This is a genomic window from Arthrobacter sp. P1_B3, from assembly GCF_056406615.1.
On the sequence record NZ_JBFTZV010000001.1, the window covers coordinates 385097 to 401905 of the forward strand.

The 16809-nt window shown below is 67.6% G+C and carries 15 protein-coding genes; 11 read left to right on the plus strand and 4 right to left on the minus strand.

Going from position 1 to position 16809, the window contains the following annotated elements:
* The first annotated feature begins 56 nt into the window (after nucleotides 1-56).
* Entirely contained in the window at nucleotides 57-314 is a 258-nt protein-coding gene (locus AC1D2F_RS01820) for a metal-sensitive transcriptional regulator (RefSeq protein WP_229995104.1), read from the plus strand.
* 30 nt (nucleotides 315-344) lie between these two features.
* Here AC1D2F_RS01820 and AC1D2F_RS01825 read toward each other — a convergent pair whose 3' ends face one another.
* On the minus strand, nucleotides 345-1055 hold the full coding sequence (locus tag AC1D2F_RS01825; RefSeq protein WP_229995103.1) for a FadR/GntR family transcriptional regulator: 711 nt from the start codon (nucleotides 1053-1055) through the stop codon (nucleotides 345-347).
* Between the two features lie 192 nt (nucleotides 1056-1247).
* On the opposite strand from AC1D2F_RS01825, the gene AC1D2F_RS01830 reads away from it, so the two are divergent.
* From AC1D2F_RS01830 to AC1D2F_RS01865, 8 genes are all read left to right on the plus strand, one after another.
* Nucleotides 1248-2735 (plus strand): four-carbon acid sugar kinase family protein, encoded by a 1488-nt coding sequence (locus AC1D2F_RS01830; protein ID WP_364746912.1) that lies wholly within the window; start codon nucleotides 1248-1250, stop codon nucleotides 2733-2735.
* A 56-nt stretch (nucleotides 2736-2791) separates the two neighbouring features.
* Nucleotides 2792-3691, plus strand: a complete 900-nt coding sequence (locus tag AC1D2F_RS01835) for an NAD(P)-dependent oxidoreductase (protein WP_364746914.1) — start codon at nucleotides 2792-2794, stop codon at nucleotides 3689-3691.
* Between the two features lie 119 nt (nucleotides 3692-3810).
* Nucleotides 3811-5277 (plus strand): GntP family transporter, encoded by a 1467-nt coding sequence (locus tag AC1D2F_RS01840; protein ID WP_229995898.1) that lies wholly within the window; start codon nucleotides 3811-3813, stop codon nucleotides 5275-5277.
* Nucleotides 5277-6137, plus strand: a complete 861-nt coding sequence (locus tag AC1D2F_RS01845) for a class II fructose-bisphosphate aldolase (protein ID WP_229995897.1) — start codon at nucleotides 5277-5279, stop codon at nucleotides 6135-6137. Before AC1D2F_RS01840 ends, AC1D2F_RS01845 begins: the two co-directional genes overlap by 1 nt.
* 186 nt (nucleotides 6138-6323) lie before the next feature.
* Nucleotides 6324-7664 (plus strand): acyltransferase family protein, encoded by a 1341-nt coding sequence (locus AC1D2F_RS01850; protein ID WP_229995896.1) that lies wholly within the window; start codon nucleotides 6324-6326, stop codon nucleotides 7662-7664.
* Entirely contained in the window at nucleotides 7661-8005 is a 345-nt protein-coding gene (locus AC1D2F_RS01855) for a GNAT family N-acetyltransferase (RefSeq protein WP_229995895.1), read from the plus strand. Before AC1D2F_RS01850 ends, AC1D2F_RS01855 begins: the two co-directional genes overlap by 4 nt.
* Before the next feature lie 125 nt (nucleotides 8006-8130).
* Nucleotides 8131-8877: a hypothetical protein gene (locus tag AC1D2F_RS01860; RefSeq protein ID WP_476966061.1), complete on the plus strand. Its 747-nt coding sequence runs from the start codon at nucleotides 8131-8133 to the stop codon at nucleotides 8875-8877.
* A 25-nt stretch (nucleotides 8878-8902) separates the two neighbouring features.
* The gene (locus AC1D2F_RS01865; protein WP_476966062.1) at nucleotides 8903-9685 is read left to right on the plus strand and encodes an SDR family NAD(P)-dependent oxidoreductase; all 783 of its coding nucleotides are present in this window, start codon (nucleotides 8903-8905) and stop codon (nucleotides 9683-9685) included.
* On the opposite strand, the gene AC1D2F_RS01870 is transcribed toward AC1D2F_RS01865, so the two are convergent.
* Both AC1D2F_RS01870 and AC1D2F_RS01875 read right to left on the minus strand, forming a co-directional pair.
* Nucleotides 9610-10746 (minus strand): FUSC family protein, encoded by a 1137-nt coding sequence (locus AC1D2F_RS01870; RefSeq protein ID WP_476966063.1) that lies wholly within the window; start codon nucleotides 10744-10746, stop codon nucleotides 9610-9612. The two genes, AC1D2F_RS01865 and AC1D2F_RS01870, sit on opposite strands and share 76 nt — an antisense overlap.
* Before the next feature lie 202 nt (nucleotides 10747-10948).
* A complete protein-coding gene (locus tag AC1D2F_RS01875) occupies nucleotides 10949-12541 on the minus strand; it encodes an MFS transporter (protein ID WP_229995891.1) in 1593 nt (530 codons plus the stop codon).
* 369 nt (nucleotides 12542-12910) lie between these two features.
* Between AC1D2F_RS01875 and AC1D2F_RS01880 the strand changes: the two genes are divergently transcribed.
* Complete coding sequence (locus tag AC1D2F_RS01880; RefSeq protein ID WP_229995890.1) at nucleotides 12911-13168, plus strand: hypothetical protein; 258 nt, start codon at nucleotides 12911-12913, stop codon at nucleotides 13166-13168.
* Nucleotides 13169-13191: 23 nt separating this feature from the next.
* Here AC1D2F_RS01880 and AC1D2F_RS01885 read toward each other — a convergent pair whose 3' ends face one another.
* A complete protein-coding gene (locus AC1D2F_RS01885; protein ID WP_364746921.1) occupies nucleotides 13192-15777 on the minus strand; it encodes an ATP-dependent DNA ligase in 2586 nt (861 codons plus the stop codon).
* 40 nt (nucleotides 15778-15817) lie between these two features.
* Between AC1D2F_RS01885 and ku the strand changes: the two genes are divergently transcribed.
* Nucleotides 15818-16807: a non-homologous end joining protein Ku gene (ku, locus tag AC1D2F_RS01890; RefSeq protein ID WP_229995969.1), complete on the plus strand. Its 990-nt coding sequence runs from the start codon at nucleotides 15818-15820 to the stop codon at nucleotides 16805-16807.
* Nucleotides 16808-16809: the final 2 nt, after the last annotated feature.

The window sequence follows — 16809 nt, forward strand, 5'->3', positions numbered from 1 at the left end:
CCAAAATACTCAGGGGGGTATGATGTGAAGCCCGACGCATCGAACCGGAGGAACCAATGGAACTCGATCCCACCGACATGAAGCCTGTCATCAACCGGCTTCGCCGCGCCCAGGGACAGCTCGCGGCAGTCACCAGGATGATCGAGGAGGGCCGTGACTGCAAGAGCGTCGTGACGCAGCTGGCCGCCGTCTCGAGCGCCCTGGACAAGGCGGGATTCTCCATCATCGCCACGGGTCTGCAGCGCTGCATGCAGCAGGACGACCCCACTCTGGACCGGGCCGAGCTCGAGAAGCTCTTCCTCTCGCTCGCCTGAGCCGGGCATCCGGCGAAGCGCGGTTTCGCGTCAGGCGGTCCCCTCGGCCAGCACGAACGTCTTCAGGTCGTCGAGGGTCTGCTGCATATGGGCGTCCATGGCGTCACGGGCGCGGTGCGGGTCGCGTGAGGCCAGCGCATCCGCGATGTTCTGGTGGTGCCCGATGGCATGCTCCTGGATCTGGGGCACCTTGGACGTTTCCGTCCGCCGCTTTTCCAGCACGCGGTGCAAGGGTTCGAACAACACGGCGACGAACACGTTTTCCGAGGCCTGCAGGATGAGGTCGTGGAAGGCGAGGTCCGCCTCGACGAACGCCGGAAGATCGTTGTTCTCATGCGCGAGCCGCATCTTTTCGACCTGCGCGCGCAGGGCCTCGATGTCCGTATCCGCCATCCGCCCGGCGGCCAGTTCGCAGGCGCCCGTCTCCAGCATCCGGCGCAGCTCAATGAGCTGAATGGCGGCTGAGGCGTCGTTCTCGCCCTCCGAGGCCGCCCGCAGCACAGCGTCCAGGGAGCCCCAGCGGTTGACCGGGTTCACGAACGTGCCGCGGCCCCGCTCCACGCTGAGAATCCGCTGGGCTTCAAGGGTCTTCATGGCTTCGCGCACGGTCATTCGGCTGACTTCGTGGCGGGAGCTGAGCTCAAGTTCGCCGGGGACGCTCGCGCCGGGCGGAAACTCGCCGGCAATGATCCGGTCCAGCAGTTCGTCGGCCACAACGCCGACCAGCGATTTCCTAGCCAATTCTCCCCGTCCAGCGACCCGGCTTTGCCTGATGGCGTGCTCCTGATGGCCAAGTCTACTTGCGCGTCGTTGTGCCATATGCCACACTAACACCCAGAAATAAAATGTCTGACATCTTACATTTACTCAATTCTGTGGCTCCCGTAGAGCCGCAGGTTTCCACCGATTGATCCCCACACAATGGAGTGCATAGTGCCCCTCGAAGCAGACGTGCTGGCCGCCTTCCCCGCGGAAGTACAGATCCCCGCCCGGCTAGTGGCAGACAGCGTGGCTGCCTCGTCCGAGGCATCTCCCCGCGTCCTGGTAGTGCTCGACGACGACCCCACCGGCACCCAGTCCGTGTCGAACCTGCCGGTCCTCACCCGCTGGGACGTGGCGGACTTCGCCTGGGCGTTCGGCTACGAAGTCAACGGCCAGCGCCAGCGCGCGGTCTACGTGCTGACCAACACGCGCAGCCTTGACCCTGCCGAGGCGGCCGCCCGCAATGAGGAAATCGTCCGGAATGCCCTCGCGGCCGCCGCATCCGCGGACCCCGCGCTGCGGCTCAGCTTTGTCAGCCGCAGCGATTCCACGCTCCGCGGCCACTACCCGCTCGAACCCGACGTCATCGCCGCCACTGTCACCGCCGTCAACGGCGAGACGACGGACGGCGTCGTGATCGTTCCCGCGTTCCCCGACGCCGGCCGCGTGACGATCGGCGGCGTGCACTTCACCCGCGGCACCGGCGAGGACGCCGGACAGCTCACCCCCGTGGCCGAGACCGAATTCGCCCGGGACGCCAGCTTCGGCTTCGCGAATTCGGAGATGGCCAAGTACGTTGAGGAGAAATCGAACGGCCGGTTCCCCGCGGATTCGGTGATCGTGCTGGATCTGGACATCATCCGGGCCTCCACCGATCCGAACATCTCCGCCAAGGCCATCGCCGACGCCATCGACGCCGCCACGGACTCCACCCCGATCGTGGCAGACATCGTCACCGAAAATGATCTGCGCGCCCTGTCCCTGGGCCTGGAAGAAGCAGAACGCCGCGGCAAGAAGCTCCTCTACCGTGTGGGCCCGCCGTTCGTCCGGGCACGGATCGGACAGGAAATCCGCACCGAACTCAGCGGCGAAGAAGCCTATGCGGGCAACACCCCCTCGGTTGCCGGCGGCCTGATCGTCGTCGGCTCGCACGTCGGCGTCACCACCCGCCAGCTCAACGCCCTCACCGAGCAGCACAGCGCGGCCCGGATCGTGGAGATCGACGTCGAAAAACTGCTCGGCGAGAGCGCGCGGGAGTACCTGGACGAAACCGTCGACACGGTTGTCACGGCCCTCCGCGGCGGCGACGTGATCGTCCACACCAGCCGGCTCCTGATCAAGACCGCCGACGCCGCCGAAAGCCTGCGGATCGCCCGCACCGTCTCCGCCGCGGTCGTCGCCGTGGTGAACCGCACGCTCAAGACCTTCCCGCCCCGCTTCGTGATCGCCAAGGGCGGCATCACGTCCTCGGACGTGGCCGCACACGGCCTGGAGATCCGGCACGCCATTGTCCGCGGGCCCATGCTGCCGGGCATTGTCAGCCTGTGGGAGCCGGTGGACGGCCCGGCCAAGGGCATCCCTTACATCGTTTTCGCCGGCAACGTGGGCGATGACCAGTCCCTCGCCGATGTCACGCGCAAGCTCAGCAACACCTTCTGACCAACATCTTCTGCTCAACACCGCACGCCACAACACGTCATTCGATGGAGAACACCATGACCAGCAACTACACCGTCACCGTCCTGGGCCTTGGCGCCATGGGCCTGCCGATGGCCACGCGCCTGGCAAGCCAGCTCACCGTCCACGGCTTCGACATCGCCGAGCCGCGCCTGAAGCTGGCTGAAGAGGCCGGCATCCGCACGTTCGCCTCCGCCCGGGAAGCCTCGGAAGGCGCCGATGCGCTGCTGCTGGCAGTGCGCAACGGCGAGCAGCTCAACGATGTCCTCTTCGGCGAGAACGGCGTGGCCTCCGTGCTCAAACCGGGCTCCGTCGTGATCCTGGGCAGCACGGTGGGCACCGACGCCATCCCCGCCACGGTGGACCGCCTGGCCGAATACGGCGTCGAGCTGGTTGATGCCCCGCTTTCCGGCGGCCCCAAGCGTGCCGGCGAAGGCGACCTGCTGATCGTGGTGGGCGCATCGCCCAAGGCCCAGGAAAAGGCCCGCCCGGCCCTCGAGCTGCTGGCCTCCACCCTGACCGTGGTCGGCGACAAGCCCGGCGACGGCCAGGCCCTCAAGACCGTCAACCAGCTGCTCTGCGGCATCCACATCGCCGCCGCCGCCGAGGCAATGGCCCTGGCCGACGCCCTCGGCCTGGACCAGGCCAAGACCCTCGCCGCCCTCGAAGCCGGCGCGGCGGGCTCCTTCATGCTCTCCAACCGCGGCCCGCGCATCCTGGAGGCCTACACGGAAAACGGCGCCGAGGTCCTCAGCCGCCTGGACATCTTCGTCAAGGACATGGGGATCGTCGGCAAGGCCACCCGCGCGGCCGGCCTCGCCGCCCCGGTGGCCGCCGCCGCGGAGCAGCTCTACCTCCTGGGCCAGGCCCAGGGCCTGGCCGCCGCGGATGACTCCGCCGTGATCAAGGTCCTCGCGCCCACCAAGCGCACCGCCTAACCAGCCATCCCACCCCCGACGACGGCGGTCCCCCCTCCGCCGTCGTCGGGCCCCTCCCCGCCCCTGGTCCCGACGACTGACTCGTCGGGCGACTTTCCTGTCGAAGGAGACGCCTCTTCATGACCCCCCTGCTCAATTCCCTGATGGTGCGCGCGGCCGACGCGCCCGTCATCAAGCCGGCCGTGGAGCTGGGAACTCCGCTGCTGCTGACAATCGCGGCTGCCGGCGTCGCCCTGCTGCTGATGATGATCATCCGGTTCAAGATCCAGGCCTTCGTGGCCCTGCTGACCGTCAGCATCCTGGTGGCCGTGGCCGCACAGATCCCGCTCAAAGACGTGTTCACCGTGGTTGCCGCTGGAGTGGGAGGCACCATGGGCAAGGTCGCCCTCCTGATCGCGCTCGGCGCGATCCTGGGGCGGATGATCGAGGTCTCCGGCGGCGTGCAGTCCCTCGCGGCGCACTTCACCGCCAAGCTCGGCGCCCGGCGAGTGGCCGTGGCCCTCACCGGGGTTGGCTTCCTTGTGGCAATCCCGGTGTTCTTCGAGGTGGGCATCATCGTGCTCGTACCGATCGTCTACGCCTTCGCGAAGATCGCCAACGTGCACCCGGTCAAGTTCGGCCTCCCCATGGCCGGCATCATGCTGTCCATTCACGTGGCTGTGCCTCCGCACCCGGGCATCGTGGCCGGTGCCGGGGTGTTCGGCGCCGACATCGGACTGATCACCCTCATCTCGCTGCTCATCTGCATCCCGCTCGGCTTCCTGTCCTACTGGGTTGCCAGCATCATGAACAGCAGGGATTACGAGCTGCTGCCCGCCGTCAAAGCCCAGGTGGACGAGTACGGTTCAGACTCCCTGGTGCGCGTGGGCCACGAAGGTCCAGGTGCCCACGCCGTTGCCCCGCCGCGTCCGGCCCTGATCATCTTCCTCATCGCTGCCCCGATCGTGCAGATCCTGATCGGCACCCTGGGCACCCTCACCATTCCCAAGGACAACGGCTGGTACGGCCTGGCCGCCTTCATCGGCAACCCGTTCTTCGCCCTGCTGGTGGCCGTGGCACTCTCCTTCTTCCTGCTGGCCGTCCGTCGCAACTGGTCACTGAAGGAAACCGGCGAAATTTTCGAAGGCGCGCTGCCTCCCATCGCGTCCATCCTCATGGTCGTCGCGGCCGGCGGTGTGTTCGGCGAGGTCCTGCGGACCTCCGGTATCGGTGCAGCCCTGTCCCAGACGCTGGACCACCTGGGCCTGCCGGTCATCGTTCTTGGTTTCATCATTTCCCTTGCCCTCCGCGCCGCCCAGGGCTCAGCCACTGTCGCGATCGTCACGACCACCGGCCTGCTGACCTCCGCCGTTGCCGGCGGCGGCTACTCGCCGGCCCAGATCGCCGTGATTGTGATCGCCATCGGCTTCGGTGCCCTCGGCCTGTCCCACGTGACCGACGCCGGATTCTGGACCGTCGTGCGCTACTACGGCCTGACCGTCTCCGACGGCCTCAGGACCTGGACGGTGCTGACGACTATTCTCGGGCTCGCCGGCTTCGCGCTGACGTTCGTGGCCTGGATCCTGGTGGGGGGCTTGAGCGCCTGATGCGTACCCAACTCGATCACCTTGTGGCCTCAGCCCTCCAGCAGGGCTCCGCTGTCCCTGCCTTCACCTGCTACGACTTCACCACCGCGCTCGCCGTGGTGGCGGCGGCCGAGGAATCCGGCCGGGGCGCCATCCTGCTGGTCGCGCCGAAGACCGCGGCCACGCCCAACGGGCTGCGGCTGATCGCCGCTCTCCGCGGACTCGCCGACGCCGCCGGCGTTCCGATTGCCGTGCAGCTCGATCACGCCACCGACCCGCAGGTGATCGCCGACGCCGTCAGCGCCGGGGCCGACTCGGTGCTGGTCGACGGGTCCTCGCTGCCCTATGAGGACAACATCGCCCTGGTCCAGGGCGTCCGGGCGGCCTTGGCGGCGCAGGGCAGCGCCGACGTCGTAATTGAAGCCGAACTTGGCGGACTCGCCGGTGACGAGGACCGGGCCTTCGGGACCGACGTGGCGGAGGAACCCGCCGGCCTCACCGACTCCGCCCAGGTGGAGGACTTCGTGGCCCGCACCGGGGCGCAGCTGCTCGCCGTAGCCGTGGGCAACGTCCATGGCAAGTACACGGGGGAGCCCCGGCTGCGCTGGGACGTGCTGCAGGACATCGCCGTGCGGACCCGGATTCCGCTGGTCCTGCACGGCGCCTCGGGCATCCCGGCCGAGGAACTGGTCAAGGCCGCCGCCATGAACGTGGGCAAGGTCAACTTCAACACCGAGCTGCGCACCGGCGTCCTGGCGGTCCTTGAGGAACAGACCGCCGCCCACCGGGCCGACGGCGAGAACCTCCAGGCGCTGCTGGGCCACTGGGATGCATCAGCGCGGACGTTCGCCGCAACTGCCCTGGCCACACTCTCCCGCTGACGGCCTGTTCAACCCGCAACCGGCGGAACGGGAGGCTGGGATCGAACCATGATCCTGGCCTCCCTCGGCATGCTGGAGCTGCTTAGCGCCTGAACACCGGCACGGAACTGGGCCAAACTGCTCTGGCCGTCAAGGCGCCCCAGGGCCGACAATGATGCGACACAGCCGGCCTTCCCAGGGGGCGCCATGGTTCCACAGCAGCGGTCAGCCGGCGGCCCGGCCCCGATGCCGGACCGCGACCCGGTGATCGACCTTGTCCGGTTCTTCTGCCTGGCATTGGTGGTGGTCGCGCACACGATGATGGTCAGCCCGGTCCTGCACCCGGACGGCACCGTGACCACCGAGAACATCCTGGGCGATCAGCACTGGTTTGAGCCGGTGGTGTGGGTCTTCCAGATCATGCCGCTGTTCTTTGTGGCCGGCGGGATCACCGGTCTGCACTCCTGGCAGCGGCTGCGCGCCAGGGGCGGCAACGCCTTCGATTTCATGCAGGGCCGGTTGCTGCGCCTGATCCGTCCGGCTGCCGTCCTGCTGGCTGTCATGTTCATCGCTCTGTCGGCGGCCCGCCTGGCAGGGGTTGACGCCCAGGTCATCGAGCTGCTGACCAGCGGAGCCGGAATGCCGCTGTGGTTCCTGGCCGCGTACCTCGCCGCGCAACTCAACCTTCCCTGGCTGGCGGCTCTCCACTCGCGCGCGCCGTGGCTGACCCTCGCCGGGCTGACCTCCCTGGTGGTGGCGGTCGATTGCCTGCGGGGAGTGCTGCCGCCGCTGGCCTACCTGAACATGGTGTTCGTGTGGTGCGCCGTGCAGCAGCTCGGATTCATCGTGGCAGACGGCGAGCGGCTGCTGCCGGGCCGGCCGGCGCATTTTGGCATCATGGTTGCCAGCAACATGCTGCTGGGGCTGATAGTGCTGCTGCGGCTGTACTCCGGGAACATGCTGGTGAACCTCAATCCGCCCAACGTGACGCTGCTGCTCCTGGGCATCTCCCAGGCCGCCGCCCTCCAGCTCTTCCGGCCGGGGTTGTCCCGGATCGCGTCCCTGGCCGGCGTGCGGCGGATGATGGGCGTGGCCGGCCGGCGGTCCATGACCGTCTACTTGTGGCACCTGCCCCTGCTGGCGGCGATGTCCGGGCTGCTGCTGCTGACGGATTTTCCCCAGCCGGCCGGAGGAAGCGCGGCCTGGTGGTGGGGGCGGCCCCTGGTGCTGATGGGCGTCATCGCGCTGTTGCTGCCGGTGCTGGCGCTGTTTGGCAGGCTGGAGGAGCGGCCGACGGCGTCCGGCCCGGCGCAGAGCCGCCCGGCGGCCGCCGTGCTGCTGGCCGCGGTCGCCGTTTTTGTCCCGGCGGTCAACGCGGCGCTCAACGGGCTCATGCTTGGGCTCCTCGGCGGGGGTGCCGCCTGCTTCGCGCTCGCCGTCGTGCTCCTGGGACGGATTCCTATCCGGCTGACCACCCCACATGACGGGCAGAGCGGATCTGAACCGCCATTGCCACGCCCGCCATTAAGTGCCAATGTCGAACCATGACGGAGAACTCGGCAACCACGGAAGACACCTTCGCCCCGGACGTCTCCACCATCAGAAACGACGAGCTGCACCGCTACGAACTCCGTGTCGGCGGCAAGCTGGCCGTCCAGGTGCGTTTCATCGACAGGCCGGGCCATATCGACTTCATCCACACGGATACGGCTGAGCAGTTCCAGGGCCAGGGGCTCGCCAAGGTGCTGGCGCACTTCGCCCTCGATGACGTCGTTGCCTCCGGCAAGCGGATCATCCCGAATTGCCCGTTCATGTACCGCTACCTGCGCAAACATGAGTCGTACCACCAGTATGTGGACTGGCCCGAGCGGGTACCTGAGGGGGCCTGAACGCCTGATCCGGCAGGCCCGGATCTGTACGGGTGCCGGGCCCGCTTGTGAGCCGGAGAACAACCTCGTAAAGTTTGAGCAGAGTTATGCAGTTGGCTCTTGGACAGGTCCCTTTGGAGAACCCCATGAACCATAAACTGCGTGTGTTTGTCCGGATGGACATCGATCCCGCCCGTGTCACGCTCGAAATTACCGGCTGCGTCGCCCCGTCGGATTCGGCTGCCCTCATGCATATCGTGCGTCGCGCCGGCCGCATCGGTGCCGGGGACGAGGTGATCGTCGACCTCCACGGCACGTCCCACCTGGACCCGGATGTGCTGCTGGACCTCCGGCGGCTCGCGGATGCCAGCCCCTTGCCGTTTCCGGAGCCCCAGGATGCCGTGGACCCCGGAGCGGCCGTGCCATTCCGCCTCACCCTCGAGGAACCGGCTGAGCTGCCTATCTGCCTCCTCCACGTCGGCGCCGACGCCGAAGTCCTCGCCGGACTCGACGCCGGTCTCAACTCCGGGCTCGACACGGGCCTGGACTCCGGCCTGGACTCCGGGCTTGGGGCTGCCAACATTCCGCTGGCCACGGAGGCCGGCATCGTCAGTGACCTTGGCGCCATGGACGGGCTGGCGCTTTCGGAGTACTTCGAGGACACACTGGATCCGGCGGCCACGGTCCGGGCCCTGTCCGACACTGCCCTGTGCCGGCTCGCCGACGCCCTGTACCGCCACCTCGACACCAGCAGTCCGTCGTACGGAGCGCACACCTGGTATGAACTCGCGGCCGAAGAGCTTCAGAACCGCCACCTGGCCGATGGTGACGGCCTGGCGGAGGGCGACGGCCAGACGGGGGACGAAGTGGCGTCGGACACGGCCTTTGCCTGAGCCGGTACACCGCTAGGCTGTCGCTATGAATCCACAAACAGCGTCCACTCCGGACACCACCGCTCTCATTACGGGCGCCACGGCAGGCCTGGGCGCCGAGTTCGCCCGCCAATTGGCCGAACAGGGCCACCGCGTGGTGCTCGTGGCCCGGGACGCTGGCCGCCTCGCGGCCACTGCGGCGGAGCTGGAGAACAGCTACGGGGCCGGGGCGGAGACGATCGCCGCGGACCTGACCGACGACGCCGGGATTGCCGCCGTCGTCGCCCGCCTCACCGATCCCGCACGGCCGGTGGAGATCCTGGTCAACAATGCGGGAATCGGTTTGTTGCGGTCCTTCGAGGACAACGACATTGCCGAGGAGAAGAAGCACCTGAAACTCCATGTCGAAACCGCCATGGAGCTCAGCCACGCCGCCCTGCAGGGCATGCTCGCGCGCCGGTCCGGCAGGATCATCAACGTCGCCAGCGTGGCGGCCTTCCTGCCCCGCGGAACGTACTCCGCAGCGAAGGCCTGGCTGCTGAGTTTCTCGCGCTCGTCCAACATGGCCTACGCTGCGCGCGGGGTGAAGGTCACCGCCGTGTGCCCCGGCTTCACCCACACCGAGTTCCACGACCGGATGGGGATGGACAAGACCGTGACGCCGCGCTGGATGTGGCTCGAGGCGCGGCAAGTGGTCAGCGAGGGCCTGGCGGACAACGCTAAGGGCAAGGCCGTCTCCATCCCCAGCAAGCGCTACAAGGTCCTGACCTCGGTTTCACGGGTGCTGCCGTCAAAGCTCGTCGCCGGGCCGGCGCGGCGCGCCAAGTAGGCGCCGGGCACATCAGGGCATAGCCAGGCGCCCGCGCCGAGCACGACCACCAGAATCCCGACGGCGGCGCCCACGCCGGTCTCTACGGCCCGTTCGGCTATCAGGACGCCGGGATCGGTCGGCGCCGCCAGCTGTCCGACCAGCAGGATCACCGGGGTGAAGGACACCATGGCCAGGCCATAATGCCGGGTCATGAACAGTTCGGTGCTGAACTGCAGGACGATCACCAGGCAGACCAAGACGGCGGCCTCCTGTCCGGGGAAGGCCAGCAGCGGCGAGCCCGGCCACGGGAACAGGATGGCTGCAACCACCACCAGGCCCACGAGGGTGCCGACAATCCGGTGGACGCCGCGGTACACGCTGCTGGGCAGGTCCGCGCCGGAAAGCGGCACCGCCGCCGCGGCCATGGCCCAATGCGGGTGGCCGCTGCCGCTGAGGACCCCGAGGGTCCCGGCGGCGGCGACAGCGCTCACGTAACGGGCGGCATGCAGCCACACCGCCCGGCGGCCTGCCCCGCTCAGCACCGTGACGTCCCGCCGCCAACCTCGCTGCCAGGTGCGGCCCCGGAACCAGCCGCCAAAGCCGATCACGATCGAGAACGCGGCCGATCCCGCGGCGATGAGAACAGCCGTCTGCCAAGGGACTGCGGCCGGAACAGAAGCGCACGCGCCCAGGGCCAGGATCCCGAAGAAGGGGCCGGCCGGTTTTAGGGCCGTCCTGTCCGTGAACAGCGAAGCCACGCCGGCAAACGCGGCCTCCGCGATCACCAGGGCCCACGAATGAATGTGATGGACGGAGAGGAAGACGCCGACCCCCACACCGCTGAGCAGCAGGACAGCCGCCTGGCCTTGGTGGCGGAGCCGGAGCTGATGGGGCTCGGTGCGGCCGTACATGCCCGTCAGCGCGCCGAAAACGGCGTAGCCGGTCAGCTCGGGGCGCCCTGCCGCCAACAGCACCAACGACGGAACGGCCACGCTGATCGCCACCCGCCAGGCCGACACGTGGTCCTTGTTGGCCGGGGCCAGGCTGTGCAGCGAACGGATGTGGTGCAGCAGGGTCATCACAACTGCCTCTCCGTTTTCGGTGTTTTTCCCCGGGTCCCCGGGGCCCCGGGTCCCCGGGGACTGAAAGTGGTGTGGACACGCCTAAGGCCTGTTCCGGATGCTCCCCCAACGGGTAAACATACGGAACAGGCCTCGAAGGGCGGGGCTGTCAGCTACGTAGCCTGGGCTACCGCTGCCGGGACCGGTCGGACCGGGCAGGTCAGACTGAGGCCGGAACTTTCTCGGCTTCCCCGCGCCCTGCGGTGGCCGGTGCGACCATGGGCATATCCATGTGCTCAAGGTCGATCAGCGGGTTCTCGTCCTGCGTCGCGACCAGTTCCCGGGCCTCGGCCTGGGTGTCCACGCTCGGCATGGAGCCAGGCAGCGGCATCTGGGCGGATTCCTTGAGGAAGTAGATCGCTACGGCGCCGATCGCCGAGGTGGCCATCAGGTAGTAGGCCGGCATCATGTCGTTGCCGGTTGCGGTGATCAGGGCAGCAACGATGAACGGAGTGGTGCCGCCGAAGATGGCCACCGAGAAGTTGTACGCGATGCCCATGGCGCCGTAGCGGCTTGCCGTCGGGAACTGGGCCGGCAGGGCCGAAGCCAGGTTGGCCACGTAGAACGTCACCGGGAATGCAATCAGGGAAAGGCCGGCCAACGTGGACCAGACTTCGCCGATGCCGATCAGGAGGAACGCGGGGGTGGCCAGGACCACCGTGCTGATGGCGCCGATCCACAGCACGGGGCGGCGGCCGATCCGGTCAGAAAGCTTGCCGGTCAGCGGGATGCAGAGGCTCATGATGACCAGCACGGGGATGGTCAGCAGCGTGCCGTGCAGCTCGTCGTAGCCCTTGGACTCCGTGAGGTACGTCGGCATGTAGGAGGTCAGTGCGTAGCCGGCGGTGTTTGCTGCCGCTACCAGGATCATCGCGACGATGAGGGAGCGCCAGTACGCCTTCACGATGCCCACCGGGCCCTTGGAGGCTGCGGTGTCCGAGGCGGTTGCGTCCTTGGCGAGGCTCTCCTGGGCATCCAGGGTTGCCTGGAACTGCGGCGATTCCTCGATCTTGCTCCGGAAGTACACGGCGATCAGGCCGAGCGGGCCGGCAATGAGGAACGGGATGCGCCAGCCCCACTGCTCCATGGTGTCCTGGCCGAGGGTCAGCTGCAGCACCGACACGAGGGCTGCGCCAAGGGCGAAGCCGAGGTAGCTGCCCATGTCCAGGAAGCTGGCGAAGAATCCGCGGCGCTTGTCAGGGGCGTACTCGCTCACAAAGGTCGTGGCGCCGGCGTATTCACCGCCGGTAGAGAAGCCCTGGATAACTTTGAACAGGACCAGCAGGACCGCAGCCCAGATGCCGATCTGCGCGTAGCCGGGCAGGAGCCCGACAGCAAAGGTGCTGGCGGCCATGATCATCAGGGTCGTGGCAAGGACCTTCTGGCGGCCGATCTTGTCGCCAAGCCAGCCGAACACGACTCCGCCGAGGGGGCGGGCGATGAAGGTGGCGGCGAAGGTTCCCAGCAGGAACAGGGTCTGGACGGACTTGTCCGCCTCCGGCAGGAACACCGGTCCCATGGTGGTGATCAGGTAGCCGAACACGCCGACGTCGTACCACTCCATGGTGTTACCCACGATGGTGCCGCCGAGCGCCTTCTTGAGCATCGGCTGGTCGACAACGTTGACGTCGGACTCGCGGAGTCGACGGCGACGTAGCTTTGGTTTCTTCACACCCTTGGGCGCGCCTTGGTTGGTTCCGCTGGCGTTAATAACGCCTGCTGAAGAGTCGGTCGTGCTTCGGTCTGTGGGCATTTGGGCCACTCCTATGGAGGTCATTTGCTTGCGACTTGTAGCTGCCCCGCTCTGGGCAGGCTTTCAATTTTACGGGATTTCTCTGGAGTTTCCGAGTTTGGTGCCGTATGATCGCTCATTTCGGGTGGCATTTGGGGCCACTCCGCTATTTTCTTTTGCCCCGTTTCGCCGCGCGATTACTGGGAACCGGCGATCCCGGCGGCGCCGCGGCCAAAATTTTCCGCACCAGCCCTTGCAAACGCGGATTTTTGGGCGGAATTCGGGCCAATGGAGAGTCAGCCACAGCCACTACAGACATCTCATCCGTGCAGTCCTACGATTGATGGACACTTCACTTCACAGCGGTTATTACAGCGGAAAGGAAGATCAATGGCGGACCATCAATTCGGAGAAGAAATCGAGCCCGAGGTCGCGGGCCATCTGGCGCAGTCCATGGCTGACGCGCCCGGACCGGAGACCCTGCACCATGCTCCCCCCGGGGCGGGCCAAGGACAGCAATGGCCGGACGGCAGTGGCAAGCAGCGTCACCCCAAGGACCGCGATACCGCCCGCGGGCGGCAAGGCCAGCAGGTGGCCACTGGAGCCATGCACCGGCAAAGCCGTCCACAGATGCCCCACCACGACTAGCCCCATCACAACCGGCCCCCTAACTAGGGGCCGGCGGCAGGGTCGACCACGACGTCGGCTGGCGTCTTATCCAGGCGCCAGCCGCGCCACACCGGGTGCCGGAGCTTCCCGGTGCCGGTCCATTCCCCGAAGGTGACCTCGCCGACGAGTTTTGCACTCACCCAGTTGGCGTCTGCGGCGTCGGCGTGGGGCACCTCCCGGAACGGGGAGGTCTTCCGCGGCAGGGCGTCCAGTTGTTGCCTGAGTTCCTTGAGTTCACGGTCGCTGAAGCCGCTGCCCACCCGCCCCACGTACCGTAGCTTCGAGCCGTCCGGTATTCCCAGCAGCAGCGAGCCAACGGAATCCCCGCGTTCGCCCTTTCCGGGCCGCCAGCCGCCCACCACCACCTCCTGGGTCCGCTCAATCTTGAGCTTCAGCCAGGACCGGCTGCGCTGGCCGACATAGCGCCCGTCTGTCCGCTTGGCCATGACACCCTCCAGCCCCAGCTCGGCGACGCTTTCCAGGATGTGCGCGGCGTCGCCRTCAATCACGCCGGAGAGTTCCACCGGGCCGGCGGAAGGGCGGAAGAACTGCTCCAGCCGGTGCCGGCGCTCACTCAGCGGCAGGCGGCGCAGGTCCTGGCCGGCGTCGAAGAGCAGATCGAACAGCATCAGCCGCACAGGCGTCGACTCCTGCGCCCTGGTGACGTCGGCGGCCTTGCTGAGTTTCATCCGGCTCTGCAGCAGGCCGAAGTCCGGCCGGCCGGAGCGCCCGACGGCGATGATCTCGCCGTCGGCGACGAAGCCCTGTTCCGGCCAACGGGCCCGGTCCGTGAGTTCGGGGTAGCTCACGGACATGTCGATGCCGTTCCGGCTGATGAGCCGGATTCTGGTGGCGTCGCCGATGACCAGGGCCCGCACGCCGTCCCATTTGAGCTCGTACTGCCAGTCCAGGTCCGGCAGGTCCGCCAGGGTCCCGGACGTGGCCAGCATCGGACTGAACCCGGAGGCGTCGGGGGCCGGTTCGGCGCCGGTGCCGGCGTCCGCTCCGTCGTCGCCCTCGACTTCGCCCTCGACGTGGCCGCCGCCGCCGTCGTCGGCGTCGTCCGCTGTGCCGGACGGGCGCCGCGCGCCGGGGTGGCCTTTGGCCGAGCCCGCCGGGTCCATCAGGTGGATGAGCCATTGGTCGTTGGCCTGACCGGTGTGGATCAGGGCGAACCTGCGGGGCCCGCCAAGGCCGCCGCCCTCCGCTCCGGTCAGGGTGGCGATGACCTCCTTGCCGGCGATCCACTTTTCGCATTCGTAGTATCCGCGGTCCCAGATGCTGACCGTCCCGGCGCCGTACTGGCCCTGGGGAATGTCACCTTCGAAGTCGGCGTAGTCCATCGGGTGGTCTTCGGTCTGGACCGCGAGGTGGTTCTTGGCCTTGCTGGTGGGGACGCCCTTGGGCAGTGCCCAGGACACCAGCACCCCGTCGCGTTCGAGCCGGAAGTCGTAGTGAAGCCGCCTGGCGTGGTGCTCCTGGATGACGAATTTCTCCTGCCGTGTCCCGCCGTCGTCCCCGGCCTGGTGCCGTTCCGCCGTGAAGGGCTCTGGCGTGCCTGCCCGGTCCCGTTTGGTGCGGTACTCGTCCAGCCGCGGGTCGGTGTCGCCGCCGTTGCCGGCCTGCTCGGGAGATGTCTCGGTCCGTCCTCCGGGTGGGTGTTCCGCCGCGTGGGCCGCGGCGGCTCCGCCGTCGTGCCGGCCGCCGGAGACGGGAGCGAACGGATCCTTGCCGGCGGCGACGCGTTTCATTACCTCCTGGAAGTCCAAGTGGTGCAGCGAGGGGGAGCCGAGTTCCCGCCACGTGCGCGGTGCGGCCACCGTAGGCCGGGGCCGGCCGCGCAGCGAGTACGGCACGATGGTGGTCTTGGCGGCGTTGTTCTGGCTCCAGTCCACGAGCACCCTGCCGGCGCGCAGGGTCTTCTTCATGTCGCTGACGGCCAGATCCGGGTGGTCTGCTTCGAGCGAGCGGGCCAGTTCGTGGGCGAAATCGGAAATCTGGTCCGAGCTCTGGGATCCGTCCAGGGCGGCGTAGAGGTGGATGCCCTTGCTGCCGCTCGTTACGGGCACGGGATCCAGGCCCACGTCCTGCAGGATGGTGCGGGCCAGCCGGGCCACCTCCACGCACTCCGCCAGTCCCGCACCCTCGCCGGGGTCCAGGTCCAGCACCAGCCGGTCGGGAGGCAAGGCATTGCCGTGGGAGTCCACCCGCCACTGCGGCACGTGGATCTCCAGGGCCGCGATCTGGGCCAGCCAGGTCAGGGTGGCGGGATCATTGACCAGGGGATATTGGATGGTCCGGTCCTTGTGCGTGATGGCGGCGCGGGGCACCCAGCCGGGCGTTGAATGGTCCAGGTTCTTCTGGAAGAACATCTCCCCGGGGGCATCGGCGGTCCCGACGCCGTGGACCCAGCGCTTCCGCGTGGCCGGCCGGTTGCGGGCCGCGGGGATCAGCACTGGTGCGACGGCGGCATAGTAGGCCAGGACGTCGGCCTTGGTGGTGCCCGTCTCCGGGTACATGACTTTTTCCAGGTTGGTGAGCACCAGTTCGCGTCCGTCCACCCGGACGCGCTCTTTACCGTTGGGCAAAACCCTTCACCTCCGCGCAACTGTGATGTTCACTTGATCCATGAGAGCCATCTGGAAAGGCGCAATAGCGTTCGGGCTGGTCAACGTGCCGGTCAAGGTCTATAGCGCCACCGAGGACCACGACATCAGCCTCCACCAGGTCCACAACGCCGACGGCGGCCGGATCCGCTACCAGCGCCGTTGCGAGGTCTGCAGCAAGATCATCGACTACGAGGACATCGACAAGGCGTATGAGGACGATGGCCGCACGGTGGTCCTGACCCGCGACGAGCTCAAGTCCATCCCGGCGGAAAACAGCCACGAAATCGAAGTGGTCCAGTTCGTTCCGGCCGATCAGCTCGATCCCATGATGTTTGAAAAAAGCTACTACCTTGAACCCGACTCCAAGTCGCCCAAGGCCTATGTGCTGCTGCGGCGGGCCTTGGAGGACACGGACCGTGTGGCAGTTGTGCAGTTCGCGCTCCGGGACAAGACGCGGCTGGGCGCGCTGAGGATTCGCGATGAGGTCCTGGTGTTGCAGTCGCTGTTGTGGGCCGACGAAGTCCGCGAAGCCAGCTTTCCCGCACTCGAGACCTCCATCCGGATCTCGGCGCAGGAACGCGAGATGTCCGCCGCCCTGGTCGATTCGATGGCCTCCGACTTTGAGCCGGACCAGTTCACGGACGACTATCAGGAGCAGTTGCGCCAGCTGATCGAGGCGAAGCTGGACAAGGGGGAGTCGCTGGATACGGAGGAGACCTTCGGCGCCCCTGCCGAGGCCGGCGAGGGCGAAGTGATCGACCTGATGGAAGCCCTCAAACGCAGCATCGAGAAAAAGCGCGGCGGAGGGGGAGGTGCCGCGGAGGCGCCGGCCGGGGCTTCCGGACCGGCGGCCAAGGCCGCCCCCAAGGCAGCCGCGAAGACGCCGGCGTCCAAGTCCACAGCCACCAAGGCGGCCTCCACCAGGGCTGGTTCTGCCAAGACTGCGGCTTCCAAGACGGCGGCGGCTCCCACAGCGACGGCCGCGAAGACGGCCCGAAAGGGTGCCTGAGC

Coding starts and splice junctions, on each gene's coding strand:
- AC1D2F_RS01875 (WP_229995891.1), bottom strand. CDS start 12,541: ATGCCCACAGACCGAAGCACGACCGACTCTTCAGCAGGCGTTATTAAC.
- AC1D2F_RS01820 (WP_229995104.1), top strand. CDS start 57: ATGGAACTCGATCCCACCGACATGAAGCCTGTCATCAACCGGCTTCGC.
- AC1D2F_RS01880 (WP_229995890.1), top strand. CDS start 12,911: ATGGCGGACCATCAATTCGGAGAAGAAATCGAGCCCGAGGTCGCGGGC.
- AC1D2F_RS01855 (WP_229995895.1), top strand. CDS start 7,661: ATGACGGAGAACTCGGCAACCACGGAAGACACCTTCGCCCCGGACGTC.
- AC1D2F_RS01850 (WP_229995896.1), top strand. CDS start 6,324: ATGGTTCCACAGCAGCGGTCAGCCGGCGGCCCGGCCCCGATGCCGGAC.
- AC1D2F_RS01860 (WP_476966061.1), top strand. CDS start 8,131: ATGAACCATAAACTGCGTGTGTTTGTCCGGATGGACATCGATCCCGCC.
- AC1D2F_RS01835 (WP_364746914.1), top strand. CDS start 2,792: ATGACCAGCAACTACACCGTCACCGTCCTGGGCCTTGGCGCCATGGGC.
- AC1D2F_RS01870 (WP_476966063.1), bottom strand. CDS start 10,746: ATGACCCTGCTGCACCACATCCGTTCGCTGCACAGCCTGGCCCCGGCC.
- AC1D2F_RS01845 (WP_229995897.1), top strand. CDS start 5,277: ATGCGTACCCAACTCGATCACCTTGTGGCCTCAGCCCTCCAGCAGGGC.
- ku (WP_229995969.1), top strand. CDS start 15,818: ATGAGAGCCATCTGGAAAGGCGCAATAGCGTTCGGGCTGGTCAACGTG.
- AC1D2F_RS01840 (WP_229995898.1), top strand. CDS start 3,811: ATGACCCCCCTGCTCAATTCCCTGATGGTGCGCGCGGCCGACGCGCCC.
- AC1D2F_RS01865 (WP_476966062.1), top strand. CDS start 8,903: ATGAATCCACAAACAGCGTCCACTCCGGACACCACCGCTCTCATTACG.